The organism is Ensifer sp. B1-9, from assembly GCF_050474445.1.
Lineage (GTDB): Bacteria > Pseudomonadota > Alphaproteobacteria > Rhizobiales > Rhizobiaceae > Ensifer.
This window is the reverse complement of sequence record NZ_JBCHVG010000006.1, coordinates 354603-380917: the sequence shown is the minus strand read 5'-3', so window position 1 is coordinate 380917 and position 26315 is coordinate 354603. Positions and strand designations below refer to the sequence as shown.

Genomic DNA, 26315 nt, shown 5'->3' with positions numbered 1-26315 from the left:
CACTGACCATGATTTCACGCAACGATCAATCACTGTTTCCTCGGAAATTTCACGATCGTTTCACTAGTCTCCCGCCAACGTGGGGAGGCCGGGATGGACGGGGCGATACAGGCAAAAATTCAGGTTAGGACAACCGCCACGGGCGGCGCGTCGGGCTACCTGACAATCGATCTTGCGGCCCTTGCTCGCAACTATGAACGGATGGCGGCTGAAGTCGCGCCTGCGCGCGCAGCGGCGGTCGTCAAGGCGGACGCCTACGGCCTCGGCGCCGACCGGGTCGCCGCCAGGCTCTACGAGCATGGTTGCCGCCACTTCTTCGTCGCGCAGTTTGTCGAAGCCCTGCGTCTGCAGCCAACTCTCGCCGCCGATGCCGTCTATGTGTTGAATGGACTCCAGCCCGGCAATGAGACTGCCTGTGCTGAGCACGGCATCGTGCCGGTCATTAATTCGATGGAGCAACTGCAGCGCTGGAGCGAGACTGCGAAAGCGCTCGGCCGCAAGCTGCCGGCGGTACTGCAATTCGATACCGGCATGTCGCGTCTCGGTGTTCCACCGGCAGAGCGGGCAGCCGTTGCCAGCGTGCTGAAGGCGGGCGCTAACATCGATATCCAGTTCATCATGAGTCACCTCGCCTCCGCCGACGAGCCGGAGAGCGATCAGAATGGAAGCCAGCTTGCCGAGATGAACCGCATCACGGCTGAATTCCCCGAATATGAGCTCTGCTTCGCCAATTCGGGTGGCATCTTCCTCGGCAAGCCCTACCACGGGGTGCTCGCTCGCCCCGGCATCGCTCTTTACGGCGGTGCACCGGCCGCCGGCAGACCAAACCCGATGGAAGCAGTCGTGCGCCTCGATGTCGCGGTCGTTCAGACGCGCACCGTGCCTGCCGGCGCGCGCGTCGGTTACAGCGGCACCCATATTGCCGTGGCAGAAACCCGCCTGGCCACCATTGCTGCCGGCTATGCCGATGGCCTGCCACGAAGCCTGAGCGACCGGGGCGCGGTCTATTGCGACGGCATTCGCCTGCCGATCGTTGGCCGCGTGTCAATGGATAGCACCACCATCGACATCTCCGCCTTGCCCGAAGATCGCCTGCACCTCGGCAGCCTCGTGGAAGTACTCGGCCCCAGTCAGACGCTTGAAGACATCGCCCGCAACGCCGGTACCATCGCCTATGAAATCCTGACCGGCCTCGGCCAACGCTACGAGCGGCAATACCGCTGACCCCTTCTCTTCTCCCATGAGGACATCATGAAAGTTATCGTTCTCGGCTCCGGCATCATCGGCGTGACGTCGGCCTACCAGCTTGCCAAGGCAGGACATGAGGTGACGGTCATCGATCGTCAGCCAGGCCCCGCTTTGGAGACGAGCTTCGCCAATGCCGGCGAAGTCTCTTTCGGTTATTGCTCGCCCTGGGCCGCGCCCGGGATTCCGATGAAGGCGATGAAGTGGCTCTTCATGGAGCATGCGCCTCTGATCCTGCGCCCGAAGGTCGATGCCGCGATGTTGTGCTGGATGGTGAAGATGCTCTCCAACTGCAACTCCAAGCGCTATGCGATCAACAAGAGCCGCATGTTGCGCCTGGCGGATTACAGCCGCATCTCACTCGCCACACTGCGCGCTGAAACCGGTATCGCCTATGACGAGCGCATGCAGGGAACGCTGCAATTGTTCCGCACGCAGCAGCAGCTCGATGCTTCCGGCAAGGACGTCAAGGCGCTCGCCGCCGATGGCATTCCCTACGAAGTTCTCGACCGCCACGGCTGCATCCGCGTCGAGCCGGCGCTGAAGCATGTGCGTGACAAAATCGTCGGCGGTCTGCTGACGCCGAAGGACGAGACTGGCGACTGCTTCAAGTTCACAAACGCGCTCGCGAAAAAGGCGGAAGAGCTCGGCGTGCGCTTCAAGTATGGCAGCATCATCCGCGGCCTTGACGTCGAGGGTGGCCGCGTACGCGGCGTCGTCACCGCGCACGGCACGCTGCAGGCCGATGCCGTCGTGGTGGCGCTTGGCAGCTTCTCGCCGCTGCTCGTCAGACCGCACGGTATCCGTCTGCCGGTCTATCCGGTCAAGGGCTATTCGCTGACGATCCCGATCACCGACGCCTCGCGCGCGCCGGAATCGACGGTCATGGACGAGACCTTCAAGATCGCCATTACCCGGCTCGGAGATCGCATCCGCGTCGGCGGCATGGCCGAAATCTCCGGCTACACCAATGATCTCGGCGAGCCCCGCCGCCTCACGCTCCAACATTCCGTCACCGACCTCTTCCCGGGCGGCGACGTGTCAAAGGCCAGCTTCTGGTCTGGCCTTCGCCCGATGACGCCGGACGGTACGCCCGTCATCGGTGCGACGAAGGTCGCGGGTCTCTATCTCAACACCGGTCACGGTACGCTCGGCTGGACAATGAGCTCCGGTTCGGCCCGGGTAATCGCTGATCTCGTCAGTGGCCGCAAGCCCGAGATCGATGCAACCGATCTCGCAATCGCCCGCTACGCTTAAGCGACTCCATTCAACCACTTTCGAGGAACCAGATCATGATCCAGGAAATTCACACGAACGACGCGCCGGGCGCCGTCGGCCCCTTCTCGCAGGCGATCAAGGTCGGCGACCTGCTGTTTGTTTCCGGCCAGCTCCCGGCCGATCCGGCGACCGGAGAATTCAACTCCGACGACGCGATCGCGCAGGCCGAACAATGTCTCAAGAACCTTGCAGCAATTGCGGCCGCCGCCGGCACAAGCCTCGCCAACACCGTCAAGACGACGGTCCTCCTGACCGATCTCAGCCATTTCGCCGAAATCAACAAGGTCTACGCCGGCTTCTTCTCCAAGCCCTTCCCCGCACGGGCCTGCTACGAAGTCAGCGCGCTTCCTAAGGGTGCAAAGGTCGAGATCGAGGCCGTCATCGCGCTTTAGGCAATTTCGGCAAGAGAGGCAGTCAAACAAAGGGGCGGTCAACACCGGCCGACCTCTCCAAACGTCGCGTGCCGCGATACCGCGCCCTCAGCGATCATCATCATCCGTCGCGCAGTAGATCGAGCCATTCGCGCATGACGGTGCCGAGCCGCTGCGGCGCCTCCATGGGGACCATGTGCCCTGTGTTCTCGATAATTTCGAAACTTGAACCGATGATACCCTGGTGAAGCTCGAGCGCCTCGGTTCGTGACCTCAATCGGTCCACCTCTCCCGCGATGACGAGACTTGGACACCGGATCGTCTTCAGATCATCCCGTTCGTCTCGTCGATCGATCAGCGATTGTCTGCGAAAGACGTCGCCGTCCAATCGCTGCCCTGCGGCTAGGATGCGCGCGATGATGTCTGCCCGTTCTGCATTGGCTGGATGCAGTGAAGACGCCACGGCCGCCCTGCTCAGCCCCCTGGAGACGGCACCGCCTGCCCGTCCAGCGATTGCGGCCTTCCGTTGAAGCTCAACGTTGCTATCGCCGCGTGCGGAGGTGGCGATGAGGACGAGGGCGGTTACCCGGCCGCCAGCCTGCCGGACGATTTCACGAGCGACGTATCCTCCCATAGAAAAGCCCACCAGCACGAACTCCGGCGGTGCTTCCGAGAGGGCCCGGCGGGCCATCGACGCTATCGAGCTGTCCTGTGAAAGATCAGCGTAGGTAGCCGGGCCATATTCGGCCAACCCGGGCACCACGTCGCGCCAGAGATCGGCATCGAGCATGAACCCCGGAACCAGAAGCATTGCCATGTTTCACCGCCTCGCCGCGCACATCGATTGACGGTATCGGAAGAAGGAGGGCAAGTCGTCAAGGAAGCTTGCTTCGGACCAAAACCAACATGGGGATGCGGCTCCCTCACAGTCAGCTATTTCAAAGCAGCAAGCCCTCCGATTGCATGATCTGGCGCAGATTCGGATTTGTGAACCTTATGCTTGCCGGCTATCGAAGCCACTGTAAGTTGCGTCAAAGCCGAACATATGCATTGGCTTTTTAACTTGACCGGGGTCGTTGAGCGCGCGAACGCTACGACGAGTAAGTTGCAAATCTGCCTTCGGGCGATCACCATTGCCCGATAGGCTACTCTATCCGGACCCAATCAGGTTGCGCCCGAGTCGAACTCAGGCCTCTAAGCGACAGGCTTGCCGGGGAACGACCGCCTGAATTTTAACTAGCGCGACAGGATAAGCTTGCTGACAATCTCAGGCGGTGTTTCAATGCGTGCTAGGAGTTGGGGGCTCGCATTCATATGACTGACGCCTTAATTCGCGTGGCCGCGTTCATTGGTCCGTTGGCGTGGCCAAGCATCTCCTGCGGGGTTTTCGCAGTCATTGCCGGTAGCGTCGCGCCCGCACTCTACGTTCGGAACCTGAGTGCATTCGCCGTGCAGTTTGTGCCGGCGGCGCTCGCACTGTGCACACTTAGCCTAGCTGGTGCCGCCATTGTCCGCCGCCCGGCTGCGCCCCTGTCCGAACTCGCCCGCACGATTAGGCGCCTAGGCGCCGGCGTTCTCGGCATCGCTGCAGGCATGTGCTTCGGCATGGCGGCGTTTTGGACGATGAAGTTTCAGATTCCGCGCTTCGTTCCATTCTATGCCGACCGCGCTCTTGCCGAGATGGATCGCATGCTCCAATTCGGTGATCCTTGGCGCTGGGCCCATTTTCTTGTTCCCTGGCCGGCCGCCATGCCGGTAATGCTGGCGGTCTATTTCCCCGGCTGGCTGATCAGCTTATTCGGCTGCATTGCCTTGGCGGCGCTCCATCCGAGCGATGCATTGCGTTCCAGGTATTTGCTATCGTTGGCCGCCATCTATCTGGGTCTTGGCATCGTTTTCGCCGCTGTCGGATCCTCGGTGGGTCCCTTATCTTACGATCGGTTCCTCGGCGGGGACCGTTTCACGGACCTTATCCTGGTACTTAAGCAGGGCGACGGAGCTGACTACCACTTCTTTATCGCCGACCGGCTCGATGCCGCCTACACATCTGGTGCCAAGGACATATTGGCGGGCATTTCGGCGATGCCGAGTATCCACGTTGCCGTCGCAACTCTGAACGCACTCTTCCTGACACAAATCCATCGATGGCTCGCGATCGCCGGGTGGGTTTTTGTCGCTCTTACAATGTTTGGCTCGGTATATTTCGGTTGGCAATATGCTGTGGACGGATATGTGTCAGTTGCCGCCGTTTTGCTTTTCTGGCGGCTCTTCGGTGTACCTAGGCACGATGAGCAATCAACGGACGTCGAATGGTAGAACTTTTTGATCTTAAGACGATCCTCATCGTCGCCATGATTTTCGTCCCAATCGAGCGGCTGCTTCCGCTTCATGCTCACCAGAAAGTGCTCCGAAAGCACTGGCTGAATGACTTAATCTATCTCCTGTTCAACGGCATCCTGATCAAGCTCGGTTTCTTCCTCCTGGTCAGCCTACTGATGATCGCGATCCGTTTCGTGGTACCGGAGAACCTAACCGGCATTGTGCAAGGCCAGCCGATATGGCTGCAGGCGATCGAGGTCATCCTTGTTGCCGATACAGGCTTTTACCTGGCGCACCGCATTTTCCATGCAGTGCCCTTCCTCTGGAAGTTCCACGCTATCCACCACAGCATCGAGGAGATGGATTGGTTGGCGGCCCATCGTGTACATCCGGTCGACCAGATCGTGACCATGACGGCCTCGCTACTTCCCGTTTATACATTTGGTTTCTCCGGCGCAGCGGTCGCCGTTTATGCCTTAGTTTATCAGGGGCAGTCGCTTCTGATCCATTCAAACACGCGGCTCAGGTTCGGTCCCCTCAAATGGGTGCTCGCCTCACCGCAGTTTCATCATTGGCATCATGCCAACGAGCGACAGGCCTATGACAAGAACTTCGCTGGGCAACTGCCCTTTATCGATGCCTTGGCTGGTACTCTGTACATGCCTGAACGCATGCCAAAAGCCTACGGCACAGATGACCCGGTTCCGCCGCTCTACCATCAGCAACTTGCCTATCCGCTAAAGCAGATTGCGGGCAGAGTACCGGCAGGTGGGCTATCACAGGAATCGGGAGACTCACGCCCATGATCAGCAGGTTCGAAGATCTTCTTGGCAAGGTGTTCCTTGTGCTTGCCTTCTTGTTCCTGGCGCTGAAACAGCTCGCCTCGATCGTTACAATCATTCGTCTGCGCGGCAGCGTGGATTTCTGGCCTCTCGTCCTCTCTACGCGATTGATGGGCTTGCTGTTCCTATGCCTGGTCGTCGGCCTGACGGTGTTTCGCCTGCCGCCCCGGCAGAACGCAGACGGGATAGAGCCACGACTGAGCGCGCTCGCGGGGACTTTTGGCCTGATGATCCTCATAGTGCTGCCGCGGGGAACGGCGGGGCCGGGCATGTTGATCGCGTCAACTGTCCTGATGCTTATCGGTGCGGCGTTGTCGATCTATTGTCTTTTTTGGTTAGGGCGCTCGTTCTCGGTGATGGCAACGGCCCGGAAACTCGTCACCAGTGGGCCTTATGCGATCGTCCGTCACCCCCTGTATGCCGCCGAAGCTCTCAGTGCCATCGGGTTCATGATCGCGAATTGGTCGCTTGTTACATTGCTCGTTGGTGCGACCCACTTCGCCTTTCAGTTCAGGCGAGTGTTCAACGAGGAACGCGTGTTACGGCGCACCTTCCCTGAATACGCTAGTTACGCCAGCAGCGTTCCCATGTTCATTCCAGCCCGGCTAACGTTCGCGACGCTTCGCTAAGTCGGACATCTCGGGTTTTTGCTTGGCATATGTCTCCAATGCTAGTTTCACTATACCAGCCGCGCCTATCCGCGGTCATAGCCGCGGAAGAATGATAAACCCGTTCAGGTAGATGGCCAAGGACCCCACGGCTCCCGTCTACGACATTCAATCGCGATCGAGAGCCGACTGATCCATCCGCATTTGCCGCAGCATGTTCCGCCCGGCGATGAGCATCTCAAACAAGAATGCCACAAGCGAACCAATGAGCGAGACGATCGCACCGCCGAAGAACCAGAACAGATTTTCTTCGCGGAATCCAAACTCGAGCGCACCTGCAAGCAGGTTCAGGATTGCACAGCCGGTGCAGATCGCGGCCAAGGTGCCCAAGGCGACCGCGATCTCAAGAGCAAGTGTCCGCCGGCGCAGATAGTCTAGTTGTATGCGCCGCGCTTCACCCTCCCCGTCTTTTTCGCCCACCTCGTTAACCCGGTCCGACACCCTGCCGAGGCGGGTCGCATAGACGCTGACAAATCCAGCCGTGCCGGCAAGGAGAAAAACAGGCGCGAGAGACGTCTGGATGATCGAGGCAAGGTCGTTGACGATTGATGGCGAATCCATGCGTGCTCTTAATAGCTCCCGCGCAAGTGTCCGGACTGACGTCGGGCAACGGCTGATCAAACCTACACCAGCTATAAATATAGACAATTTTCCGGCCGGCAGATCAGACGACACTCCGTAATCCCTTGCCGAGAAACGCCTGCGTAATTGGACCAAGCGAGATCCTCAATGCCGAATAGGAAGTCCGCGAACTCTCTTTGAAGAACGACCGCCCTCGCGATTCGCCATTTCATGCGACGCAATGACGAGCGGAACGGATGCTCTTGATGATCGCCGCATGAGCGTTAAGGCATGCTAGCAGTATCAGGACAAACAAGGCGAACGCCGCAGACGGGCCGCCGACGAGTGACCAGCCAGCCGGCGGAAGTTGAGAAAACGAAATACTGACAAGGCCCGCGCTGTTTTGTGAGATCTGGAGTACGGCGAGGCCTGATGCTATGAGCGCAACGTGCGCATGAATGAAACGCAGCTGCAAGTATTGCTCCGGCCGAACCGCCAGATAGCCGCCAGCTGCGGCGGCGACAAGAAGCGCCACTGTCGCGCCCCAGAAGACCATATCGGAAGCGGTTACGAGCGTAAGGATGAGTGTGCGCGTCGTCGGCAGCATGGTTGTGTATATGGCCCACGCGAGCGGGCTGGACGGAGTGCTGCAAAGTAGTGCGACACTGAGGAGCGAGATGGCGGCCGCCATGTAGGCCCCGGAGGGCCCAAGGCGAATGATGGTCAAAACTAAGGCGTGCATGGTCATTCCTTCAGCCCCGAACACCCGATCTGGATCGTATCAGCCGAAAATATAAGATCATGCTTAATCGAGGCTTACGCGTTTTGCCGACCGAACCAAATAAGGCGAGACGGGCCTTCCTCGTTGGTGTCTGTTGTTTCCAGCGGTTGAACTTTAAGTCTGCAAGGCAGAATTGGGGTGGCAGATACGGTCGGTATGTGTCTCTTTATTGCGACTCCAATTTCAATTCTATCTTTATTAGGTATTTTTTCGGAAGATTTCCGGTGAGCTCATTTCTACGCGAGGCTAGGATGCCCATAATTGGGGGAATGTAATGGAAATGTCTCGGAGCCAAATAGGCCGCGTTACGCTGCTCGCAGGGGTGCTGTTGCTGGCCGGGTGCCAATCGGATGCACTCGACGATGTCGCCGCCTTCGGCGATAGCGCGAAAACTCTCAACGATGACTCGGCGGTTGCCTTCTACAAGGACGACGAGTTGGTGACCACGGGCAAGCTCCAGTTCCAGGAGAAAAACTACGGAAAGTCCTACGCAATCTATAAACGGGCGGTCGAGGTCTTTCCGCGAGATCCTGCCGCATGGCTGGGCTTTGCGGCTTCTTCCGACATGATCGGCCGGTTTGATACTTCCGATCGCGCCTACGTGCAGCTGTCCAAGATGATCGGCGGCACGGCCGTCTACTACAACAATATCGGCTATTCCCACTTGCTGCGCGGTGATCTGCCCAGAGCCCGTACCTATTTCCTGAAAGCATACGAGATCGACCCCTCGAATGAGACGACGGCGAGGAATCTCGAGTTGATGAAGAACAGCGTCAAATACGCACAGCGGTAACTGGCTGTCGCCGTTCGCTCAAGTCCGTCGGCGCCAGGCCGCCAGGGCGTGAGCGCACTTACGTGAGTTTCTACTGAGGACAAACGCGCCGGCAATACTTCTGCGAGTGAAGGACGCTGGGCTATTGATACAAATTCTTCGACGGCTCATCGAAGAAGTTGCAGGTGAGAACCGACGTCAAGGCTGCTAAATCTAGCGCACCTTTCTTAGAACGAGCTTGCCATCCGCCGAGACAGTTCGCTCGTAGCGCGGCAAGTTGGCGATGGAGCCGCCTTGCGGATCGGCTGCGGCCAGGACATCATCAACAGCGGATTGCGGAGCGGAAACCGAATAGGATGATGGTGACAGGCGCTGGGTCACTTCTTTCCCGGGCGCGCTGATGATCATGCTGCCGCCGGACGCGAACATGCTCGGGGTCACGCGGCCATCGAGGTCGGCGACATCCTTCTGCAACTCCTCAACGGATTTGCGAACGGCTGCCATATCATCGGCCTTGGCCCCGCTGGCGATGTTCAAGGCCTGTTTGCTGATCTGCTGCTTCAGGCCTTCGATCGAGCGTTTGAGAGCAGAAAGGGTTTCTCGGCTTTCGCGCACGTCCGCGGAATTCTTTGCGGTGTAAAGCAAAATGCCGGTGTTGAGCGGCAGCAACATGAGCCCCAGAGCGATGATCGGCATGCTTCTCGAACGGCTTGGCTCCTTCGCACCGTGCTCCCTGCGCCGCAACTCGACGTCAGGCTCGATTTCGACACCGACATTCGAAATATGCGTCATCGATTTCCTCCGTCAGCAAATTGGGCCACGGCCCTGACTCTACCCGTCCCCTAGACCCCACGCGATCCCGCTGGACCGCAGTCGCTTCAGCTGCTCTGTGCTTTTGCCGATGGCCGGCCTGCACGAATATTTCAGACATTCCTTAACACGGCGACACCCCTGCCGATAGCGACTCAGTCTTCCGCCTCAATCCAATGTGAACACCCCTCCCCAAGCCCGCTCAAGCATCTCCAGCGACGCGACCTTGGGCAGGTCGTTAAAGTCGCAATAAGAGGAGATAAAATCCAGGAGGTACTTAGGATGGTAACAGGACGCGAGCGTATCCCCTCGGTACTTCCGCTCATAGAAAACGTGCAAATCATCACGCGCCAAGTTTATCGCGACCGAGCGCGCATAGGACTCGAAGATGCGAACATATTCATCCCGCGATGGATTATTCACATATATCTTATATTTGAGGCGTCGCAGTCCGGCTTCATCGGAAAGCTCCCGGGGTGGAATGTTGGTCGAAAAGACGACGAGCTCGTCGAAGGGCACCTTGAACTTCTTGCCGGTATGCAATGTCAGAAAGTCGTAGCCACGCTCGAGCGGCACGATCCAGCGGTTGATAAGCGCTTGCGGCCGGTCCTGCTGGCGCCCGAAATCATCAATGATGAAGACGCCACCCGAGGCCTTCAGGTGCACCGGCGCTTCGTAGACGTTGGATCCCGGGTTGTGGGTCAGGTCCAGCAACTCGAGCGTGAGTTCGCCACCGGTCTTGATGACCGGGCGACGGCATTCCACCCACCGTTGATCGGCCTTCGGGTGCGGTCTAGTCGCCTCTCGCACGGCCTGATGCATCGCCTCGTCATAGAAACTGATGACGTAGCCGCCGACCTCTATGGCGTAGGGCACCCAGATCGTCTGGATGAAAAGCTCGAATGTCCGCTCGGCAATGCTAGTCTTCCCATTGCCCGGCGGACCATAGAGAAGGATGGATCGGCCCGAATTGACCGCCGGTCCCAGCTTCTCAACCAATGCCGGCGACAACACCAGCCCGTCCAGGCTCCGCGCGAGCCGCTCGGAAGTGATGCGTTCGTGGTGGATCGACTGCACGCCGACCTGCTGGCAGAAGGCGTCGAGAGATACCGGTGCCGGACCGACATACTCCGACTGCCGCTGGGCCGCCTGCGCATATTCCAGGCCCTTCATCGAAAGTGCGTAGCGGATGTCGGACTTCACGTCTTCCCCCGCCAGCCCTCTTGCCTCGAGATAGGACAGCTTCATCAATTCCTTGATGAGGAGGTTAGTCAGCACTTTCGACAACTTCATCCGGCCCGCAAGATGAGAAGCTGTAACAGTATCCTGCTCGGTCGCGCATTTGGCAGCGAGCCGCAGCAGGAATGACAATTCAAGCCCGGTCTCTTCGAAGCTCAGCGGCACTACCGGCATGCGCGGGTCAAGCGCGACGGCAAAATCTTCACGATCCTGACTGGGCGAATACTGCATGGGACCTCACTCTTACCTATCCACCAGGTTTCAAGCCGGTGAGAATACCGAGAACGCGAAGGACGATGGGTACGAGCACAATAATAAGGCTGACAGGAAACAGGAAGGCGCCAAGCGGCAGAAGCATCTTGATCGGTAGGGCATTAGCCTTCTCCTCGGCCCGTACGACCCTGAGATCACGCATTTCCTTGCTGTAGACGCGCAGCGTCTGGGTAACGCTGGTTCCGAGTTCCTCCGACTGACGAAACAGCACGGCGAGCGAGCGCGCTTCATCGATCCGTAAGCGCGTCGCGAGGTTAGTCAAAGCGTCGCGCAAGCGGCGCCCGCCTCGCACTTCCAGCATCATGATCGAGAGATGCAGGCCGAAATCCTGTTGTTTCTGAACGAATTCGCGCGCGACGCGGTTTGCCGCCGCCTCGAGACTCATGCCCGCGTCAAGGCACACGATCAGCATGTCCATAAAATCGGGGAAGAGCCGCCGGTATTCCCGCTCCTTGGCGTCGCCGCGCCGGTCGATGTAGATATTGACGAGCACGAACGCGATCCCGGTCGCGATCATGGCCACGAGCAGGACCGCAAGCTGGGGCATCTTGGGGACGAAGCGGTTTAGGGCCCAGACTGCCCCTACCATGACCACACCGCAGAGAAGTGCGCGCACGACCTGAAACACGGAAACCGCTTTGGCTCCGAAATATCCCGCCCGGATCAGCCGGTTCTGTGTGGAATTGGCATTTTGGTCGCGTCGAGTGATCTCGAAATAGCGGCGGATCAGGCGATTTTCCGCCTCACCCAAATCAACAAGGGTGCTATCGCCGAGCAGGAGGTCGTCGCCACCTGTCTTTATGGTCGTCTCCGACAATCGGACATCGACCGCGCGTCTGCGCAATACCAACTCCGCAATAACAACGGAGAATATCATCACCGCGAAGAAGACGACGATGTAGATTCCGTACTCGCCCATGGCAGCCTCAGTATTCGAAGTTGACCATCTTGTAGAGAATAACGTTGCCGACCGCCATGATACCAACGAGCACGGCGACGATGGTCGTGCCGTGGCCACTTGCCCAAACAGGATCGAAGTAAGTCGGCGCAAGCGCCTTGATCATCGCGTAGAGAAGGATCGGATAGACCGACATGAAAATCGCGGTGATACGTCCTTCCGACGAAATCGCTTTGACCTTGGCTTTCAGCATTGTGCGATCACGCAGGGTCTTCGAGAGATTTTGAAGGATTTCGACCAGATTACCGCCCGTGCCTGCTTGGACGCTCAAGGCGATTGCTAGCAGGTTCAAGTCTTCCGCCCCGACGCGGTGACTGAGATTGACGAGGGCGTCATCCAAGGTGGTACCATAGGTCAACTCATCCGAGAGCAGGCCAAATTCCGTTCCCACCGGATCGGACATTTCGCGAGCTACAAGGGAAATTGCAGCCGGCAACGGATGCCCCGCAGATAGGCTGCGATTGGCAACGTCGAGCGCCTCCGGAAGCTTGAGGATAAATTTGCGAATCCGGCTGGCCCGTATGCGCCAGACGGCGATGGCAGGGATGAGAAAGCAGATCGCCAGAAAGGCGGGAATCCGGACCAGGGTGCTCGGAACGAGGAATTGAACGATCACCCAGACCAGCACCGCGGTGGCGATCCCGTAAAGCGCAAAACGCTGAGCGTCGAACTTGACACCTGACTGAACATAAAATTGCCGGGCGCGCTGAACCAGCGGCGTGGATCGCCAATCTCCATCGGCACCGCGTTCCTTCAGCATCGCACGGTAGGTTTTGAATCGGTCCTCGCTCGCATCGAGCAGGCTTAACCGATGATTGACGGCGCGTTGCCGCTCGGACTTCCGGAAGTAGCTGCGCAGCAGCGCCTCGACGGAAACCAGCGCGGCGATGAAGACCGCAGCGTAGAGGATCAGCAAGGTCATAGTTCGGTCGCCCCCGTTTGCAGTGGTTTTCCCGGATCGAAGATCGCTGCCGGAATTACGATCCCAAGCTCCGCAAAATCCTCGACGAAGCGTGGTCGAAGGCCGGTCGCCCGATATTCGCCGTGGATGCGGCCGTTATCGTCGGTACCCGTTCGCCTGAACCGCATGATTTCCTGCATCTGCACGACTTCGCCTTCCATGCCGGTGATCTCGGAGATCGACACCACTTTGCGGCTGCCGTCACTCAGGCGCTGGACCTGAACAATAATGGTGATCGCCGAGGCGATCTGCGAGCGGATGCTGAGCTGCGACATGGGCATGCCCGCCATACCAACCATCTGCTCCAGTCGGCCGACGGCGTCGCGTGGCGTGTTGGCGTGAATGGTCGTCATTGAGCCTTCGTGGCCAGTATTCATCGCCTGCAGCATGTCGAAGGCCTCTTCGCCGCGCACCTCGCCGACGATGATGCGATCGGGCCGCATGCGCAACGCATTCTTGAGAAGCTCGCGCTGGCGCACTTCATTACGGCCATCAAGCGTCGGCGGTCTCGTTTCCAGCCGTCCGACATGCGGTTGCTGCAGCTGCAATTCGGCCGCGTCTTCGATGGTGATCAGGCGCTCCTTGGCCGAGATCTGCGACGACAGGGCATTGAGCAGAGTCGTCTTGCCCGAGCCGGTGCCACCGGAGACGACCATCGACACCCGGGCCTTGACGGCGGCGCTCAACAGAATGCGCATCGCGTTCGCCATGGCGCCATTCTCGACCAGGCGCTCCAGCGTCAGCGGCTTGCGCGTGAACTTGCGGATAGAGACGAGCGGTCCGTCGACCGAGATCGGTCTGATGGCGACGTTGACACGTGATCCATCCTTCAACCGCGCATCGACTAGCGGCGTCGATTCATCGACACGTCGTCCGACCGCGGAGACGATCTTGTTGATCACCCGCAGCAGGTGATCTTCGTCCTTGAAGCGCACCGCCGTGCTTTCGAGCTTGCCGCGCCTTTCGACGTAAACGCTGTTGTAACCGTTGATCAGGATATCGGCGATCGAGTCGTCGGCAAGCAACGGCTCTATCGGCCCGAGCCCAAGCATCTCGTCGGTGATATCGCGAATCAGGTCGTTGATTTCCTTGGCATTAAGCGGGAAATTGTTGCGCCGGATGTAGTCCTTGACGAGCGGCCTGATCTCGGTGGCGATTTCCTCGTCGTCCATCGTGTCGAGAATGCCGAGGTTGATGCGGTCGAGAAGATGGCGGTGCAAATTGACGCGCTCCGCAACCATGTCGAGCCCCAGAGACTCCTCCAGCCTGGCGCTGGCAGCCGCGCCGGCAGCCTCGGGATCGGGCACGGCGGCGGCTTCGGCAACCGGCATCTGAGAGGGTTCAGCGGCTTCCTTCAGCTCCTCATCCCGCTGCTTGTAGAAACGTCCAATGAACCCCGTTGCCATTGCTTCCTACCTTCTTCGACTATTTGACGATCACCGTTGCTCCGACCGTCACCCGCTCGTAGAGATCGATGATGTCGGCATTGCTCATGCGGAAACAGCCTGAGGACGCGAATTGCCCGACCGTGGACTGCTCGTTCGTTCCGTGAATGCGATAAAGCGTGTCGGCGCTCCCCCGGTAGAGATAGATGCCGCGGGCGCCCAATGGGTTGAACGGACCAGGAGGCACAAGCGCCGGCAGTTCCGGTGCCCGCGCCTTCATCTTGGCCGGCGGCCGCCAATCAGGCCATTCGGCTTTTCGCCCCACCTTCACGACGCCGCTCCAACGGAAACCGTCGCGGCCGACACCGATCCGATAACGGATCGCGCGGTTGCCTGAAATGACCAGATCGAGCGTCCGCTCCTGACTGCCGACGACGATCGTGCCGGTCGGATATTTGTTCTCGATCGTTATGATCGTGCTCGTTTTCGGCCCGAGACTGCGCGGCACCGTCCCGCCCGCCAATGCGCCAGTCGCAGCCGCCGTAAGTGTCAGCGCGCTCAAGAGCAACACGGCCCGCGTATATCGGCCATGACCGATGCTGCTTCGGTCCACCGATCGACTGCTGCCGTGGAGGAGTTCCTTCATCTGACGAGAGCTCCGAGCTTTCCGACGGCACCGCAGAAGGGCGAGCGCGAATTGACCTCGTTGGGCAAAACGCCGCGGTTCACCGCCTCGCTTAGCGTGTCCCAGTCATAAGGAATGATGTGCGCAGGCGTATCCTTGAACACCTTGTCCACTTGCTCGCGACGCACTCCGAGGCTGAAGAGCCTGGTATGATACTTGTTGATGACCACCTGGATCGAGTCAGCACTGCCGCGCTGCCGCACGAGATCGACGAACAGGTCCTTTGCCTGATGAAGCGCCGGGATCGTCATTTCGGTGACGATGGAAACACTGTTGACTGAGGCCAGCACATTGCTCTTCCAAGGCGTTTCGTAGTAGGGCACATCGATCACCAGGTGGTCGCTCTCGAAGGCGGCGACATCCAGCATGCGTAGCACCAACTCGGTTCCTTTCGCCTCCAACAGCACCGTTGGTTGCTTGAACGACAGCAGTGTGAAACCACCGGCATGCCGCTTGCGCACGAGATCGATGAATTCGAGATCGACACGCGCCGGATTAGCGATGACGGTCTTCAGATCGTAGTCGTTGAGAAGGTTGAGGTAGTAACCGAGCGATCCGGACGAGAAATCCAGATCGAACAGACCGACACGCGGCGTGACGCCTTTCGTCGGCTGCGCCAACAGATTGGCAAGCGACGAGGAGATGACACTCGCCCCGGCACCGCCGACGGCAGCAACGACGGCATGAACCCGGCTCTCGTTGCCGCCGACGCCCGGCGCATGGGTCGAGATCATCTCGATCAGTGCACGGCGCTCGAGCGGCTTCTTCAGCCAGTCGTCACCGTTCAGCCGAAACAGCGGCCGCATCAATTCATCCGACAGAAGCTCGGAAACGATCACCATCGGAATATTGCGATGACTGGCTCGGAACGCGAAAATCTCCGGGCGGCAGAGCATGTCGCCACAATCAACGTCGAGCACGATCAGATTGAATTGTGTCGGATCGACTCGTCCCGCCTCGCCAAGCGCGCTCAGCGCCATGTGGTGCGCTTCGTAACGCGACAACGACCCGAACGTATCGAGCATGAGGCTCGCCGCCGCCGCATCGTCGGAAAGAACGAGAATCTTGGTCGTCGTTGCAAAATTCATATGTGCGGTCATCTCGCACCCCCACGCAATATTGAAGGGCTCAGCAGGTTGAACATGTCTTGAGGTCTTCCGTCGTGATCGTCACTGGATGGGCGGGCACTGTAATGTTGTCGAGCCCCAGCAGGCCACCCAGGATCGGCAGGTCGAAATCAATGTTGCGAACCTCGAGGCGGATCGTTGCAATCGCGCCCATTGGACGGCCGTAATAGCCGAGGCCAGACAGTTCGTAGGTGACGACTACGTTCTCGGGTGCGATCCGCCAATTCAGATCGCGCATTCCCGGACGACCGCCGGCGCCCTCGACGATACGGTTGAGTGCCGTCGTATTGCAGCCGGCAAGCGCTGGGCCGCAGACGAAGCTCGCGCCCGCAGGAATTGCAGTCCCTCCGACACCGTCCGCCGCGATTGCATTCGGATCGAAGCTGGTCGCTACCGGGTCGGAGACCGCCGCGAGGCGGGCGCCGTATTGCAGCGCCTTCACCGTCTGGTTCCACTGGAACATAGCGTAGCCGAATTCCACGAACGCTGCGAAGGCGAGCATCACGATTGGCAAGGAGATCAGGCCTTCCGTGAGGCTGATACCGGATTCGTCTCCGAGGAAGTGTCGGAATGAGCGATCCATTACCATCCGACATACCTCTCCTCATGATAGGCTTGGATGTTCACGGCCCCCAGATCGAGCCAACCAAACAGCGGCGAGGTGCTGTAGACATGGCTCGTACGGGCCACCACCACCTTATGCAACCCCGCCTGGTACCCCTGGCGCATGGGATATTCAAAGGTGATTGCACTGCGCGCAGGCGTCCAACCGGTCACACGCGGCACGGTCGCGGAAGCCGATGACGTGCCGTAATAGGCAATTCGTCGCGCTAGAACTTCACTACAGTCAGAATCGAAATCTGGCAGATTGTCAGGCTGGCAGCGCGCGAGATAGCGCGCGGCGTCGCGCAGGCCGGTCTCGATCTGCTCCTTCTGCCAGAGCATGTTGCCGAATTCCAAGATAGCGACGCTGAAAAATGTAACAAACGGTACGGCGACGATCGCCTCCACGAGGACAGCACCCTGCGTCTCGCGGCGAAGGCGCTTGAAGAGGGAGCTTTTTCGGCGGATCATGACCATCACCTCACCAGATAGGCTTCCTCGCGGATGAAAGTGTCCAGCGTGCCGCGGCCTTTGTTGCCCGTGACGTCCACGACTTCGAGACGGATCGGCTTCTCGGCGCCAGTTTCATTATCATCATTCACAGTCTTGTCTTCCTTCTCAATCGGGTTTGTGAGGAAGAAGCTGGCGAATGCATCCGGCTTCAGCGATGTCTTGCCGTTGATCGTCGTACTCTTAGTCGGGTCTCTGAAGTCATTGCAGTCTACCACCGCGCCGAAGATTATGCGGCGATCGGGCTGCGCGGTGAGTTTGACATCCTTGTCAACGCATTGCGGGATGCCGGTTTCGCCGCTTTTTTTCCCACCGGCCTGGTCGCCTACAAGATTATTTTTGATCTCATATCTATAGACATCATAGCGCGACGGCGGCCACTGGTTTGTGCTAGTGGGATGGCTGTTGCTCGGGATGGGCGGCATGGTTCCGCCGTGATTGATCTGCCAGTAAGTCGTATAATCCCAGTTGGGACCAGAGACACCGGGCCGGTCGGTGCCCTGGCCCGGTGGGAAGCCCATCGCCGAACCATCGTCAGCGGACGTGAACTTGTTGCACGCGTTGGGGTTCTTTGCGCCCTTGCGCACGTTTACGGCGGGCCGATAGGCGGGGTCTTTCTTGACGGCCATCTGGCTTAGCGGTCCGGCATAAATATCGAACCGCACATTAAGACCCACGTTCACGTGCCCGAGCGTTACGCCGGGCTTTGTAGTGATTGAGGTTCTGGAATAGCACGTGCCAGCAGTACCTTTGGCAAAGGCTTCGCGAAGCGGGATTTCGGTATCTAGCAATCCGAAATTGCCCGGACCTGGGGTGGCGTCCGTTTTCAGGAGGCGAAATTCCCTGCTATAGGTCAATCCTTGGCTGAAGGCTTCCTCGAACGAGAGGCCGTCACCCTCATAAGGATTGCAGATGAAGATGGGCGTCACGTCACACGCCGCCACATTATAGGTCGCCACGGCCGATGCGCCGAAATCGACCGTATCCTTCGTCAGCCCGACAGGCAGCGGAAACAGCGTCGTCATCGGTCGCTCGTGCGAGACCACCATGACATAAATCGCTTCAGCGCCCTCGATCGTCTGGTGCGCGTCGATCCAATCGACATCGATGGCGGTGTCGTCGCTCGCCGGTATCTCGGTCAGGAAATACCATTCCACCTCGTCGGCTTCCATGAGAACTGGCCCGCCATTCGAGAACCGCGCCTGATTTTTCACGAGGTTGCTCATCGCGACTTCGGCACGCGTGATACTGTCGCTGCTGCCGTCGAGTTCCCTCGCGCCGGCAAGCGCCAATGCATCGACCGCGTTCTGCAAGTCCGTATCCAGATTGTTGCCGCGCCCGACATCGATCACAAGCAGCGAAAAGCCGAGCAAAAGCGGCATAGCAATGAGCGTCAACGCGATGACGTAACCTCTATGGTCGTCCCAGAACCTTTTGATTGCCCTGTTCAGCATAGGCATGCCTTTCCGATCGCGGTGGCTTACCGTCGCGTCGAGTTGCTTCTATCCGCATTTCTGTCCGGCACTGCTGCCGCATCAAACTCCGGCTGCGTCGGTTAATTACTCGACGCCGAGCCGTTGCTTCCGGCCGCCTGCCCAGGCGGGATCACCAATGCCGGAGCCCCGCCGCCACCTTGGTAGCCTCGTATAGCCCTGCTCACCACCTTGCCATCGGTTGCGATGCGCGTGTTTTGCGCGACGCGTGGGAATGGATCCTGGGTGTGGATACCCTTGTTAGCCTCCATTGCATTACCGGCACCAAATGTGATCGTGTCCCTGTGGTTCATATAGTCGGCGCAGCCCGAGATAAGGCTGGTAGCCGCCAGAACCAGAAGCGCTCGCTTACTTCTTCGCAACAGCAACAACGCCTCCCGTGTCGAGATCGAGCCTGTGGCCATAAGGGCCGGTGACGCCTTCGCCATTGCGGAAGCGGCGCAGCATATCCTTGTCCACTTCCAGAACGCCAAGCGCAAAAAGCTCGACGTCATTGGACGAGCGCGTTTGGTCGAGCGGACTATAGAGCGCCTCGCCTGGTGCCGCCGGCCGCACGATATGCGGGGTTACGACGATAACGAGATCGGACTCCCGCTTCAGGAAGCTAGTCGAGCGGAAGAGCGCGCCGATCACCGGAAGCTGCCCCAAGCCGGGCAGTTGCTGGATATCCTTGGAATTAATCGACTGCAGCAGGCCGGCCATGGCGAAGCTCTGACCGTCGCGTAATGCCACGGTCGTCTTGGCCGCACGCGAAATGAAGCCCGGATTGCCGTTGACGTTGATAGATGTATCGATTTCAGAGACTTCTGGCTCAACCCTCAAGCTGATCAGTCCGCCATCGAGGACGATAGGGGTAAAAGTCAATCGCACACCGAACGGGCGGTAGTCAGTTTGCGTCGCCAGCGTCGCTCCGTTGGCCACTGTGGTCTGGATCGGCACTTCGCCACCGGCATGGAAGCTGGCTGTCTCGCCACTCATGGCAATCAGGTTCGGTTGGGCAAGGCGGCGCACCAAACCCTTTTGTTCGAGCGCATTGATGACCACGTCGATCTGACCACCGGAAATCTCAAGAACTTTAGCAATCAATTGGCCAAAGGGCTGCATACCGGTTGCGGCACCCGCTGCATTTCCCAGGGTGCGAACAAGTGCACCATCCTCCACGGCGATCCCCTGGCTGGTCGTCGCCTTACCGATACCGTTTTTGCCGTGCCCCGACCAGCCGATGCCAAGGTCGCGGCCAGTCTGGCGCGACGCCTCGATAACGCGAACTTCCAGCATAACTTGCTGGGAGTCGTTCACGCGCAACTGGTTGAGGACGGGTTGATCGGAATAAGACTGGGCGATTTCGACCACCCGCTGGAGTTCGCTGGCATCACGAACCATGCCTGTCAGACGAATGCGATCGTTCGAGTTGATCACCCGGACCTGCGAACCCGGCGATGCGGAGCGGATCGCCGATGCTACCTCACTGAAATCACTCGCGACACGAATGTCGATGACACCAAGAAGCTTCTTGTCGTCACCGTAAACCGAGATGTTCGTCGCCCCGTTCTTCTTGGCGCGGATGAAAAGGGATTTGTCGGAGAGCGGCACCACATCGATAAGTTCCGCGCTGCCGATCACGAGGTCACCGAAAGGCTTACCCGTCGTGATCGTTATAGTGTCGTTCGGTGGAAGCACCACCTGCTGAACCGACTCGCCGAGACTTACGAATTTTTCCTGCGCATCTGCCGGCCTGATAAGGCTGGGCCCCCAAAGACCATAGGCCGATACGATCGCGACAGCCGCCGCGAGGGCCTTGCCTCTTGTTGAACGCTTTACGCTTCCCCTCAACATTCCTGCCTTAGCTCCCTCTCCTCGAAGCCGGGCCTGTCCCCTCAGGGCAGGTTCACCTCACATCACTGGATCAATCCTACTCTGTGTTCTTCCCGCTTCGTCGTGTTCCAGACGCCAACCGTCGCCCACTTGGGCTCTGCCGGCAAGACCGGCTCAACGTTTCGCTCGACGATTTGCACCTGTTTTTCACGCGCGGGCGTATTCATCTTGCTTTCGACGGAGTTCAGCCGGCCACCGAGGTCTTCACCAACCTTGCGAACCATGCGCTCGATCGAATCAAATCGGCCGTCGTCAGAGCTTTCCGCGAGGTCGGCAGCGATGGGCCCACCCCCAAGATCTGCGACTGTTACCGGCCGCGTCTGCTCGATAGAGGCCGAAGCGATATTGCGAAGCGCGAGCGAGAGCGTACCGATATTGGCGCCAAGCGTTAGGCGCTGCGCCTCGTCGGTCGTCACCTCAAAAGTGACCGTCTTCACAACCGAGGGTTCGTCCTTGCGTTCGTCGGCTATCTGGTCGACGGCAAGCACCTTCACACCCTGCAACAATACATCCACCGAGCTCTGCTCATTTCCACTCTTGGCGTTGCGGATAACGCGGGTCAGGAGTACATCGACCCGGTCCGAGGGACGCACGAAACCGGCCACACCGAGCACGTCGTTGACGCGGATGGAAACGGCTTTCATCCCTTGATCGAGGGCCGCTGAGAGGGTGGCGCGCTCGCCGGCGCCGGTAATCTTCGAGGATAGCACCGGCTCTCCGGGATCAATCGCCTCCATCGCATAGCGCGGCTCGTCCTTGTCGCCGAGAAGAGCAATGACGGCATCGAATGAACCTTCCGGCCTCTCTTCAGAAGGCCAAGGAATGGTTTTCAAATTTTCAGCGCGAACGCGGTCGCCGAAGCGCATGGCTTTGGCCGCAACGACAAGCATCTTTTCCGAGGATCTCGCACTACTGTTTGCCGCAAGCCGCGCCTGCTGATCGGCGAGGTAAGTACGGGTCGCAAAAACTGCTGTGACTGCAAGAAAAAGCGCAATAACTAGACTGATGACCGTTGAGGAACGCATCGCCGCCACTCGCACATCGAGAAAATTACTTCCAATACATATTTCTAAAATAGCGGGGAGGAGTTAATAAACCCCTCCCTCGATAAGCGACAAATGTCACGGCGCCGGCGGCGTCGCTGAATAACCCAGATCCCCGGTGCCAAAGAAAGTCTCCCAGCTGCTCCACGCGACCTGAAGATCACCACCAATAGCAATAACCGACGCGATGACACCTCCCGAGAGAAGTCCAAGCAACACCAGGTATTCAGTCAGCGCCACACCGTCTTCTTCCCGCGCGAAAGCGCGGACTTTGTTCAAAAGTGCTTTCATCGAGAATTACCTCCTACACAGTATAGCTTTTCGCGTGACCGCTTATTTTCCCCGGCCCCGCATGTCATCGAGACCGCCTCTCCGACTGACATCATTAATAATCCCTTAATTATTATATCGTCAATCTCTAATACGATGCAGTATGGAGCATTCCCGTCTTATGGTTAAAATCCGAACCCCTTGTTTTTTAGGGGCAAGTACAGGAGTAACCCACCAAACTGTGAATTTGTGTAATATTTCTTGAGATCTTCCATCGCTGGCATTGTTGCGAAGTCTTTGGAAGAACTGGACAATCATGACGTAAAGCGCATCTGTCGTGCGAACCGGGGCAAAACATGATGGAAACGGTCAACATAATTACTTTGGTAGCGGCCCTATTCCTTCTCTATGCCGCTTGGAGCGACTTCCAGCGCTGGCGTATTCCGAACGGCGTCGTGCTCGCGCTCGTCGCCGTCTATGCGCTTAGCGCCACGGCCAGACTCGTGACAACGCAGGACATCGGCGCGGCACTCTTCTCACTCGACGGCATAGGCGGTGATGTCGGCGCGGGTCTTCTGCTCTTTGCGCTTGGTGTCGCGCTTTGGGCTTTCCGGCTGTTTGGTGCCGGCGACGCCAAGCTATTCCTGCCGATCGGCCTCTTCGTCGGCTGGCACGGCATGCTCCCCTTCGCTCTTTTCCTGCTGCTTGGTGGCATCGTGACCATGCTGGCCTTGAGGTTGCCCATGCCATTGGCATTTGCGCATTACGCCGTCGTCATGCGCATCGAGGAGATCCGCGCAAGCCGCAAGATCCCCTACGGCGTCATCATGGTCTTCGCCACGCTCATCACGATGGCCCTCGGGCACCGCCAGGCTTAGACACGCACGCCCGTCATTGCCTTTCGGGGTGATCCGGTCCGCTACCGTCGCAACGCAAGATCACACCTGCCGCGGGCAAACCACGCAGGAACAGAAGACACCGCACCAGTTGGGACGCAGCGTCCTGGGCGAAGACAAGGACATTTTCGTCCTTTTTGCGTGCCATGAGATCGAGGTAACAGTCGAGCACTATGCCGCAAAGGACAGCCGGACGTTCGAACGCTGCCGGAGAAAACCCGTCGATATTCGGCCTGCAGACCACGCGAAGGTCGTAGCATCTCGCGAGACGCTCTCTCGCGCCATGCGCGAAGCGGGTTAGTTCCCTCAAATCCGCAATATCTCCCAGGCCCAGCAACCGTTCATGAAGACGCCGTTCGAGATCTTCAAGTGTCAACTCGGCGCCAGGCGAAGCAGCCTGGCGCCCGCGATGAAAGGCCAGCCGCCGTTCGCGCCGCAAGGTCGCGATGTGGCCCAGTTCCTCGCCGGCCATCTTTTCGGCTGCCCGCCGGATCTCTTGCGAGGGAGCTTTCCCGGCGACGTAACTCCAGAATTCGAAAGCACGCTCTTCGTTTCTGACGGCGATCGAAAAAGCGCGGTAAGCGCTTAAGGCTTCTACCGGAATCAAATCAGCGCCTTCAGGGTCGAAGAGATCAGGCGGCGACGAAACCTCGGCCGCTGTTCCGCCAGCTTCAATTCCGCTTGCCTTGGACCAATTTGCGACCTCGGACAAATGCGATCTTTCCTCAGCGATCAGCCGTTCGAAGACCGTGACCAGCTCGGGTCGCCCCTCAGCGCTCATCCTGTCTCGCAGCGCCTCATACCCTTCGATCGCCTCCTGCTCCATGCGCGCGGCTGTTTGCATCAGGCCCTCCATGGTGTCCAGAACGGGCGGCTCTTCGGTCAGTTTGGGCATGAAGTCTCTCCGAAAAAAACGCCTGCATTCTACGGAAACAAAAAAACCGTTGGTTGATCTGGCTCAACGATCCCGCCGTCTGCGTCGCTAAGTTCCGCTCGAATTTCCTGTGCCGAAGATCGCGGCGAAGGATTGGTTTGAGAACGGCCGCTGCGCCAGATGGAATGCGAATGCTGAAGAACGTCCCCATCCGAAAACACGGTCTGGCCGTCTTTCTTTCGTTTTTCATTGCGGTCCTTGCCGCTGCGGGCCAGGCGTTCGCCGCCGGCGGCCTTTCCGAATACCTCGCCAAGGTTCAGCCGGCGGAGCTTTTTGCCGGCGCGGACCGTTTCGGTGACCCCATTGGCGAACCCGCAATCGCGCCCGTCTACAAGGGTGCCGACATTGCCGGCTACGCCTACCTCAACTCCGATTTCACCAACTCGACCGGCTATTCCGGCAAGCCAATCCATATCGTCGTCGGGATCGACAAGACCGGCGTGGTGCGCGGGCTGAAGCTGGTGGACCACAAGGAGCCGATCGTTCTGATCGGCATCCCGGAAGCCCGCGTCGTCGAATCCCTGAATTCGATCATTGGCCGTGATCTCTCGCGCGTCGCCTCGGGTGCCGAGCGGCCGCCTCAAGTCGACATCGTCAGCGGCGCGACCGTTACCGTTCTGGTGATGGGCGACAGCGTGGTGCGCTCCGCCGTCAAGCTGGTGCGGAGCGGTAGGCTCGGCGACAACGCCGCGGCAACAGTCGCCAGCGCTGCGCCGGTTCGAAAGCTCGATCCCTCGCAACAGGAGGTCCGCGACTGGCAAACCCTTCTCGGCGACGGTTCGATCCGCAGCCTTCGGCTCGACGTCGGTGAGGTATCGGAGGCTTTCCTTCGGGTCAATCACAAGGATGCGGCCGAGAAGCCCGAAACAGCCAACCCCAAGGACCGCTTCATCGACCTCTATCTTGCGCCTGTCAGCGTGCTCTCCATCGGCAAGAGCCTGCTGGGCGAAGAGGGTTATGCACGCCTTGCCAAGCGGCTGAAGCCCAGCCAGTCGGCCATTCTGGTCGCCGGTGACGGCGCCTATTCGTTCAAGGGGTCAGGCTATGTGCGCGGTGGCATCTTCGACCGCATCGAACTGTTGCAGGACGGGCAAGGTCTACGCTTTCGCGACCGCGATCACACGCGGCTGACGCAGATCGCCGCCGAAGGCGCGCCTCGCCTGCGCGAAATCGCCCTCTACATCATTCCCGACAACTTCACCTTCGACGTCACGGAGCCGTGGGAACTGCAGCTGCTGGTCCAGCGCAGCACTGGCGTGCGCGACAAGGCCACCCTGCCCTACGATCTCGGATACACGCTTCCCGAACGTTACATGATCGTCGAGGCGGCGCCTGCGCAGGCTGCCGCCCAGCCCGCCGCCGCAGCTCCCGCCCAAGCCGAGGCGGAGGCTGGCCAGCTTGATGACCAACAGGTGCCGTTGTGGGTCGGCATCTGGGAAATGAGCCGCGCTTCCGTCGTCATCGCCTCTGCCGGACTGCTGGCACTGACCGCCATCTTCTTCTTCCAGAACTGGCTGGTCAGCAGGCCGAAACTCTTCGGCTGGATACGACGCGGCTATCTGCTCTTCGCCCTGGTTTGGCTCGGCTGGTATGCCAATGCGCAGCTTTCCGTGGTCAATGTCCTGACCTTCGTCAATTCGCTGATCACCGGCTTTCATTGGGAGTTTTTCCTCTCGGCGCCGCTGATCTTCATTCTCTGGGCGGCGGTGGCGGCAGCGCTGCTGTTCTGGGGACGCGGCCCGTTTTGCGGCTGGCTGTGCCCGTTTGGCGCCCTGCAGGAGCTTACCAACGGTATCGCCAAATGGCTGAAGGTGCCGCAGATCAAGCTGCCCTGGGGACTGCACGAGCGGCTCTGGCCGGTGAAATACATCATCTTCCTCGGTTTGTTCGGCCTGTCGCTCTATTCGGTGGCGCTGGCAGAGACCTTTGCCGAGATCGAGCCCTTCAAGACGGCGATCATCCTGAAGTTCGCGCGCGAATGGCCCTTCGTCCTCTTTGCCTTGACGCTGTTGGCTGCGGGTCTCTTCATCGAACGTTTCTACTGCCGCTATCTTTGCCCGCTCGGCGCCGCACTCGCCATTCCCGGACGCATCCGCATGTTCGAATGGCTGAAGCGCTGGCCTGAATGCGGCTCGCCCTGCCAGCGCTGCGCCAAGGAATGTCCGGTGCAGTCGATCCATCCGGAAGGGCAGATCAACGTCAACGAGTGCATCTACTGCATGCACTGCCAGGAACTCTACCAGGACGACCAGCGCTGCCCGCACATGATCCAGGTGCGGCTGAAGCGGGAGAAATTCATGGCGCTTTCCACTCCTGCATCGAGGGGACAAGCGCCGGCGAAAACCGTGGTTACCCACAAGGGCAAGCCGATCGGCGGCAAGGAAGAGGCCACAGGCGAGCCCGTCTGAAGCCATCA

At 59.2% G+C, this 26315-nt stretch carries 27 protein-coding genes; 9 read left to right on the top strand and 18 right to left on the bottom strand.

Features of this window, described 5'->3' with window-relative positions:
* Nucleotides 1-93 precede the first annotated feature (93 nt).
* The 3 genes from alr to ACQ5BM_RS13760 are packed head-to-tail and all read left to right on the top strand — an operon-like array spanning nucleotide 94 to nucleotide 2915.
* Entirely contained in the window at nucleotides 94-1224 is a 1131-nt protein-coding gene (gene alr / locus ACQ5BM_RS13770) for an alanine racemase (protein WP_429811892.1), read from the top strand.
* Between the two features lie 27 nt (nucleotides 1225-1251).
* Nucleotides 1252-2502: a D-amino acid dehydrogenase gene (locus ACQ5BM_RS13765; protein WP_429811890.1), complete on the top strand. Its 1251-nt coding sequence runs from the start codon at nucleotides 1252-1254 to the stop codon at nucleotides 2500-2502.
* Nucleotides 2503-2537: 35 nt separating this feature from the next.
* Entirely contained in the window at nucleotides 2538-2915 is a 378-nt protein-coding gene (locus tag ACQ5BM_RS13760; RefSeq protein ID WP_429811887.1) for a RidA family protein, read from the top strand.
* Between the two features lie 100 nt (nucleotides 2916-3015).
* Here the strand turns inward: ACQ5BM_RS13760 and ACQ5BM_RS13755 are convergent, their stop codons facing one another.
* The gene (locus ACQ5BM_RS13755) at nucleotides 3016-3711 is read right to left on the bottom strand and encodes an alpha/beta fold hydrolase (RefSeq protein ID WP_429811885.1); all 696 of its coding nucleotides are present in this window, start codon (nucleotides 3709-3711) and stop codon (nucleotides 3016-3018) included.
* 497 nt (nucleotides 3712-4208) lie between these two features.
* Here ACQ5BM_RS13755 and ACQ5BM_RS13750 point away from each other — a divergent pair, with 497 nt between their 5' ends.
* From ACQ5BM_RS13750 to ACQ5BM_RS13740, 3 genes are read left to right on the top strand one after another with little or no spacing between them, the layout of a single operon-like run.
* Nucleotides 4209-5210, top strand: coding sequence for a phosphatase PAP2 family protein (locus tag ACQ5BM_RS13750; RefSeq protein ID WP_429811883.1), 1002 nt, complete (start codon nucleotides 4209-4211; stop codon nucleotides 5208-5210).
* Nucleotides 5204-6019, top strand: coding sequence for a sterol desaturase family protein (locus ACQ5BM_RS13745; protein WP_429811881.1), 816 nt, complete (start codon nucleotides 5204-5206; stop codon nucleotides 6017-6019). The genes ACQ5BM_RS13750 and ACQ5BM_RS13745 overlap by 7 nt, the downstream gene beginning before the upstream one ends.
* The gene (locus ACQ5BM_RS13740) at nucleotides 6016-6684 is read left to right on the top strand and encodes a methyltransferase family protein (RefSeq protein ID WP_429811878.1); all 669 of its coding nucleotides are present in this window, start codon (nucleotides 6016-6018) and stop codon (nucleotides 6682-6684) included. The genes ACQ5BM_RS13745 and ACQ5BM_RS13740 overlap by 4 nt, the downstream gene beginning before the upstream one ends.
* A 147-nt stretch (nucleotides 6685-6831) precedes the next feature.
* Here the strand turns inward: ACQ5BM_RS13740 and ACQ5BM_RS13735 are convergent, their stop codons facing one another.
* Nucleotides 6832-7284, bottom strand: a complete 453-nt coding sequence (locus tag ACQ5BM_RS13735) for a DUF2721 domain-containing protein (protein WP_429812049.1) — start codon at nucleotides 7282-7284, stop codon at nucleotides 6832-6834.
* A gap of 229 nt (nucleotides 7285-7513) precedes the next feature.
* Nucleotides 7514-8032: a hypothetical protein gene (locus ACQ5BM_RS13730; protein WP_429811876.1), complete on the bottom strand. Its 519-nt coding sequence runs from the start codon at nucleotides 8030-8032 to the stop codon at nucleotides 7514-7516.
* 313 nt (nucleotides 8033-8345) lie between these two features.
* Between ACQ5BM_RS13730 and ACQ5BM_RS13725 the strand changes: the two genes are divergently transcribed.
* Entirely contained in the window at nucleotides 8346-8858 is a 513-nt protein-coding gene (locus tag ACQ5BM_RS13725) for a tetratricopeptide repeat protein (RefSeq protein WP_429811872.1), read from the top strand.
* 192 nt (nucleotides 8859-9050) lie between these two features.
* Here ACQ5BM_RS13725 and ACQ5BM_RS13720 read toward each other — a convergent pair whose 3' ends face one another.
* From ACQ5BM_RS13720 to ACQ5BM_RS13655, 14 genes are all read right to left on the bottom strand, one after another.
* Entirely contained in the window at nucleotides 9051-9533 is a 483-nt protein-coding gene (locus tag ACQ5BM_RS13720; protein ID WP_429811870.1) for a hypothetical protein, read from the bottom strand.
* Nucleotides 9534-9815: 282 nt separating this feature from the next.
* Entirely contained in the window at nucleotides 9816-11117 is a 1302-nt protein-coding gene (locus ACQ5BM_RS13715; protein WP_429811867.1) for an AAA family ATPase, read from the bottom strand.
* A gap of 16 nt (nucleotides 11118-11133) precedes the next feature.
* Complete coding sequence (locus tag ACQ5BM_RS13710) at nucleotides 11134-12078, bottom strand: type II secretion system F family protein (RefSeq protein WP_429811864.1); 945 nt, start codon at nucleotides 12076-12078, stop codon at nucleotides 11134-11136.
* Between the two features lie 7 nt (nucleotides 12079-12085).
* The gene (locus ACQ5BM_RS13705) at nucleotides 12086-13039 is read right to left on the bottom strand and encodes a type II secretion system F family protein (protein WP_429811862.1); all 954 of its coding nucleotides are present in this window, start codon (nucleotides 13037-13039) and stop codon (nucleotides 12086-12088) included.
* Complete coding sequence (locus ACQ5BM_RS13700; protein ID WP_429811860.1) at nucleotides 13036-14484, bottom strand: CpaF family protein; 1449 nt, start codon at nucleotides 14482-14484, stop codon at nucleotides 13036-13038. The genes ACQ5BM_RS13705 and ACQ5BM_RS13700 overlap by 4 nt, the downstream gene beginning before the upstream one ends.
* A 19-nt stretch (nucleotides 14485-14503) precedes the next feature.
* On the bottom strand, nucleotides 14504-15109 hold the full coding sequence (locus ACQ5BM_RS13695; RefSeq protein ID WP_429811857.1) for a L,D-transpeptidase: 606 nt from the start codon (nucleotides 15107-15109) through the stop codon (nucleotides 14504-14506).
* Nucleotides 15106-16248 carry a pilus assembly protein gene (locus tag ACQ5BM_RS13690; RefSeq protein ID WP_429811854.1) on the bottom strand — a complete coding sequence of 381 codons (1143 nt, stop codon included), beginning with the start codon at nucleotides 16246-16248 and terminating at the stop codon, nucleotides 15106-15108. The genes ACQ5BM_RS13695 and ACQ5BM_RS13690 overlap by 4 nt, the downstream gene beginning before the upstream one ends.
* Nucleotides 16249-16276: 28 nt before the next feature.
* Nucleotides 16277-16864: a TadE/TadG family type IV pilus assembly protein gene (locus ACQ5BM_RS13685; RefSeq protein WP_429811852.1), complete on the bottom strand. Its 588-nt coding sequence runs from the start codon at nucleotides 16862-16864 to the stop codon at nucleotides 16277-16279.
* Complete coding sequence (locus ACQ5BM_RS13680) at nucleotides 16858-17349, bottom strand: TadE/TadG family type IV pilus assembly protein (protein WP_429811849.1); 492 nt, start codon at nucleotides 17347-17349, stop codon at nucleotides 16858-16860. Before ACQ5BM_RS13680 ends, ACQ5BM_RS13685 begins: the two co-directional genes overlap by 7 nt.
* Nucleotides 17350-17354: 5 nt before the next feature.
* Nucleotides 17355-18842, bottom strand: a complete 1488-nt coding sequence (locus ACQ5BM_RS13675) for a TadE/TadG family type IV pilus assembly protein (protein WP_429811847.1) — start codon at nucleotides 18840-18842, stop codon at nucleotides 17355-17357.
* A gap of 101 nt (nucleotides 18843-18943) precedes the next feature.
* Nucleotides 18944-19285 carry a pilus assembly protein gene (locus ACQ5BM_RS13670; RefSeq protein WP_429811844.1) on the bottom strand — a complete coding sequence of 114 codons (342 nt, stop codon included), beginning with the start codon at nucleotides 19283-19285 and terminating at the stop codon, nucleotides 18944-18946.
* Nucleotides 19230-20717, bottom strand: coding sequence for a type II and III secretion system protein family protein (locus ACQ5BM_RS13665; RefSeq protein WP_429811841.1), 1488 nt, complete (start codon nucleotides 20715-20717; stop codon nucleotides 19230-19232). Before ACQ5BM_RS13665 ends, ACQ5BM_RS13670 begins: the two co-directional genes overlap by 56 nt.
* Before the next feature lie 62 nt (nucleotides 20718-20779).
* Nucleotides 20780-21781 (bottom strand): Flp pilus assembly protein CpaB, encoded by a 1002-nt coding sequence (cpaB, locus tag ACQ5BM_RS13660; RefSeq protein ID WP_429811838.1) that lies wholly within the window; start codon nucleotides 21779-21781, stop codon nucleotides 20780-20782.
* Nucleotides 21782-21877: 96 nt separating this feature from the next.
* Nucleotides 21878-22090: a hypothetical protein gene (locus ACQ5BM_RS13655; protein ID WP_429811835.1), complete on the bottom strand. Its 213-nt coding sequence runs from the start codon at nucleotides 22088-22090 to the stop codon at nucleotides 21878-21880.
* Nucleotides 22091-22425: 335 nt separating this feature from the next.
* On the opposite strand from ACQ5BM_RS13655, the gene ACQ5BM_RS13650 reads away from it, so the two are divergent.
* On the top strand, nucleotides 22426-22947 hold the full coding sequence (locus ACQ5BM_RS13650) for an A24 family peptidase (RefSeq protein ID WP_429811833.1): 522 nt from the start codon (nucleotides 22426-22428) through the stop codon (nucleotides 22945-22947).
* 13 nt (nucleotides 22948-22960) lie between these two features.
* On the opposite strand, the gene ACQ5BM_RS13645 is transcribed toward ACQ5BM_RS13650, so the two are convergent.
* The gene (locus ACQ5BM_RS13645; RefSeq protein WP_429811831.1) at nucleotides 22961-23860 is read right to left on the bottom strand and encodes a ferritin-like domain-containing protein; all 900 of its coding nucleotides are present in this window, start codon (nucleotides 23858-23860) and stop codon (nucleotides 22961-22963) included.
* Between the two features lie 170 nt (nucleotides 23861-24030).
* Between ACQ5BM_RS13645 and ACQ5BM_RS13640 the strand changes: the two genes are divergently transcribed.
* On the top strand, nucleotides 24031-26307 hold the full coding sequence (locus ACQ5BM_RS13640) for a 4Fe-4S binding protein (RefSeq protein ID WP_429811829.1): 2277 nt from the start codon (nucleotides 24031-24033) through the stop codon (nucleotides 26305-26307).
* The last annotated feature ends 8 nt before the right edge of the window (nucleotides 26308-26315 follow it).

Bases quoted from the DNA above. Each gene is read 5' to 3' on its own strand.
- cpaB (WP_429811838.1), bottom strand. From the start codon at position 21,781: ATGCGTTCCTCAACGGTCATCAGTCTAGTTATTGCGCTTTTTCTTGCA.
- ACQ5BM_RS13685 (WP_429811852.1), bottom strand. From the start codon at position 16,864: ATGGTAATGGATCGCTCATTCCGACACTTCCTCGGAGACGAATCCGGT.
- ACQ5BM_RS13720 (WP_429811870.1), bottom strand. From the start codon at position 9,533: ATGCCGATCATCGCTCTGGGGCTCATGTTGCTGCCGCTCAACACCGGC.
- ACQ5BM_RS13680 (WP_429811849.1), bottom strand. From the start codon at position 17,349: ATGATCCGCCGAAAAAGCTCCCTCTTCAAGCGCCTTCGCCGCGAGACG.
- ACQ5BM_RS13760 (WP_429811887.1), top strand. From the start codon at position 2,538: ATGATCCAGGAAATTCACACGAACGACGCGCCGGGCGCCGTCGGCCCC.
- ACQ5BM_RS13690 (WP_429811854.1), bottom strand. From the start codon at position 16,248: ATGACCGCACATATGAATTTTGCAACGACGACCAAGATTCTCGTTCTT.
- ACQ5BM_RS13670 (WP_429811844.1), bottom strand. From the start codon at position 19,285: ATGGCCACAGGCTCGATCTCGACACGGGAGGCGTTGTTGCTGTTGCGA.
- ACQ5BM_RS13640 (WP_429811829.1), top strand. From the start codon at position 24,031: ATGCTGAAGAACGTCCCCATCCGAAAACACGGTCTGGCCGTCTTTCTT.
- ACQ5BM_RS13700 (WP_429811860.1), bottom strand. From the start codon at position 14,484: ATGGCAACGGGGTTCATTGGACGTTTCTACAAGCAGCGGGATGAGGAG.
- ACQ5BM_RS13740 (WP_429811878.1), top strand. From the start codon at position 6,016: ATGATCAGCAGGTTCGAAGATCTTCTTGGCAAGGTGTTCCTTGTGCTT.
- ACQ5BM_RS13695 (WP_429811857.1), bottom strand. From the start codon at position 15,109: ATGAAGGAACTCCTCCACGGCAGCAGTCGATCGGTGGACCGAAGCAGC.
- ACQ5BM_RS13655 (WP_429811835.1), bottom strand. From the start codon at position 22,090: ATGAAAGCACTTTTGAACAAAGTCCGCGCTTTCGCGCGGGAAGAAGAC.
- ACQ5BM_RS13755 (WP_429811885.1), bottom strand. From the start codon at position 3,711: ATGGCAATGCTTCTGGTTCCGGGGTTCATGCTCGATGCCGATCTCTGG.
- ACQ5BM_RS13750 (WP_429811883.1), top strand. From the start codon at position 4,209: ATGACTGACGCCTTAATTCGCGTGGCCGCGTTCATTGGTCCGTTGGCG.
- ACQ5BM_RS13650 (WP_429811833.1), top strand. From the start codon at position 22,426: ATGATGGAAACGGTCAACATAATTACTTTGGTAGCGGCCCTATTCCTT.
- ACQ5BM_RS13665 (WP_429811841.1), bottom strand. From the start codon at position 20,717: ATGTTGAGGGGAAGCGTAAAGCGTTCAACAAGAGGCAAGGCCCTCGCG.
- ACQ5BM_RS13765 (WP_429811890.1), top strand. From the start codon at position 1,252: ATGAAAGTTATCGTTCTCGGCTCCGGCATCATCGGCGTGACGTCGGCC.
- ACQ5BM_RS13745 (WP_429811881.1), top strand. From the start codon at position 5,204: ATGGTAGAACTTTTTGATCTTAAGACGATCCTCATCGTCGCCATGATT.
- ACQ5BM_RS13730 (WP_429811876.1), bottom strand. From the start codon at position 8,032: ATGACCATGCACGCCTTAGTTTTGACCATCATTCGCCTTGGGCCCTCC.
- alr (WP_429811892.1), top strand. From the start codon at position 94: ATGGACGGGGCGATACAGGCAAAAATTCAGGTTAGGACAACCGCCACG.
- ACQ5BM_RS13710 (WP_429811864.1), bottom strand. From the start codon at position 12,078: ATGGGCGAGTACGGAATCTACATCGTCGTCTTCTTCGCGGTGATGATA.
- ACQ5BM_RS13725 (WP_429811872.1), top strand. From the start codon at position 8,346: ATGTCTCGGAGCCAAATAGGCCGCGTTACGCTGCTCGCAGGGGTGCTG.
- ACQ5BM_RS13705 (WP_429811862.1), bottom strand. From the start codon at position 13,039: ATGACCTTGCTGATCCTCTACGCTGCGGTCTTCATCGCCGCGCTGGTT.
- ACQ5BM_RS13675 (WP_429811847.1), bottom strand. From the start codon at position 18,842: ATGCTGAACAGGGCAATCAAAAGGTTCTGGGACGACCATAGAGGTTAC.
- ACQ5BM_RS13735 (WP_429812049.1), bottom strand. From the start codon at position 7,284: ATGGATTCGCCATCAATCGTCAACGACCTTGCCTCGATCATCCAGACG.
- ACQ5BM_RS13715 (WP_429811867.1), bottom strand. From the start codon at position 11,117: ATGCAGTATTCGCCCAGTCAGGATCGTGAAGATTTTGCCGTCGCGCTT.
- ACQ5BM_RS13645 (WP_429811831.1), bottom strand. From the start codon at position 23,860: ATGCCCAAACTGACCGAAGAGCCGCCCGTTCTGGACACCATGGAGGGC.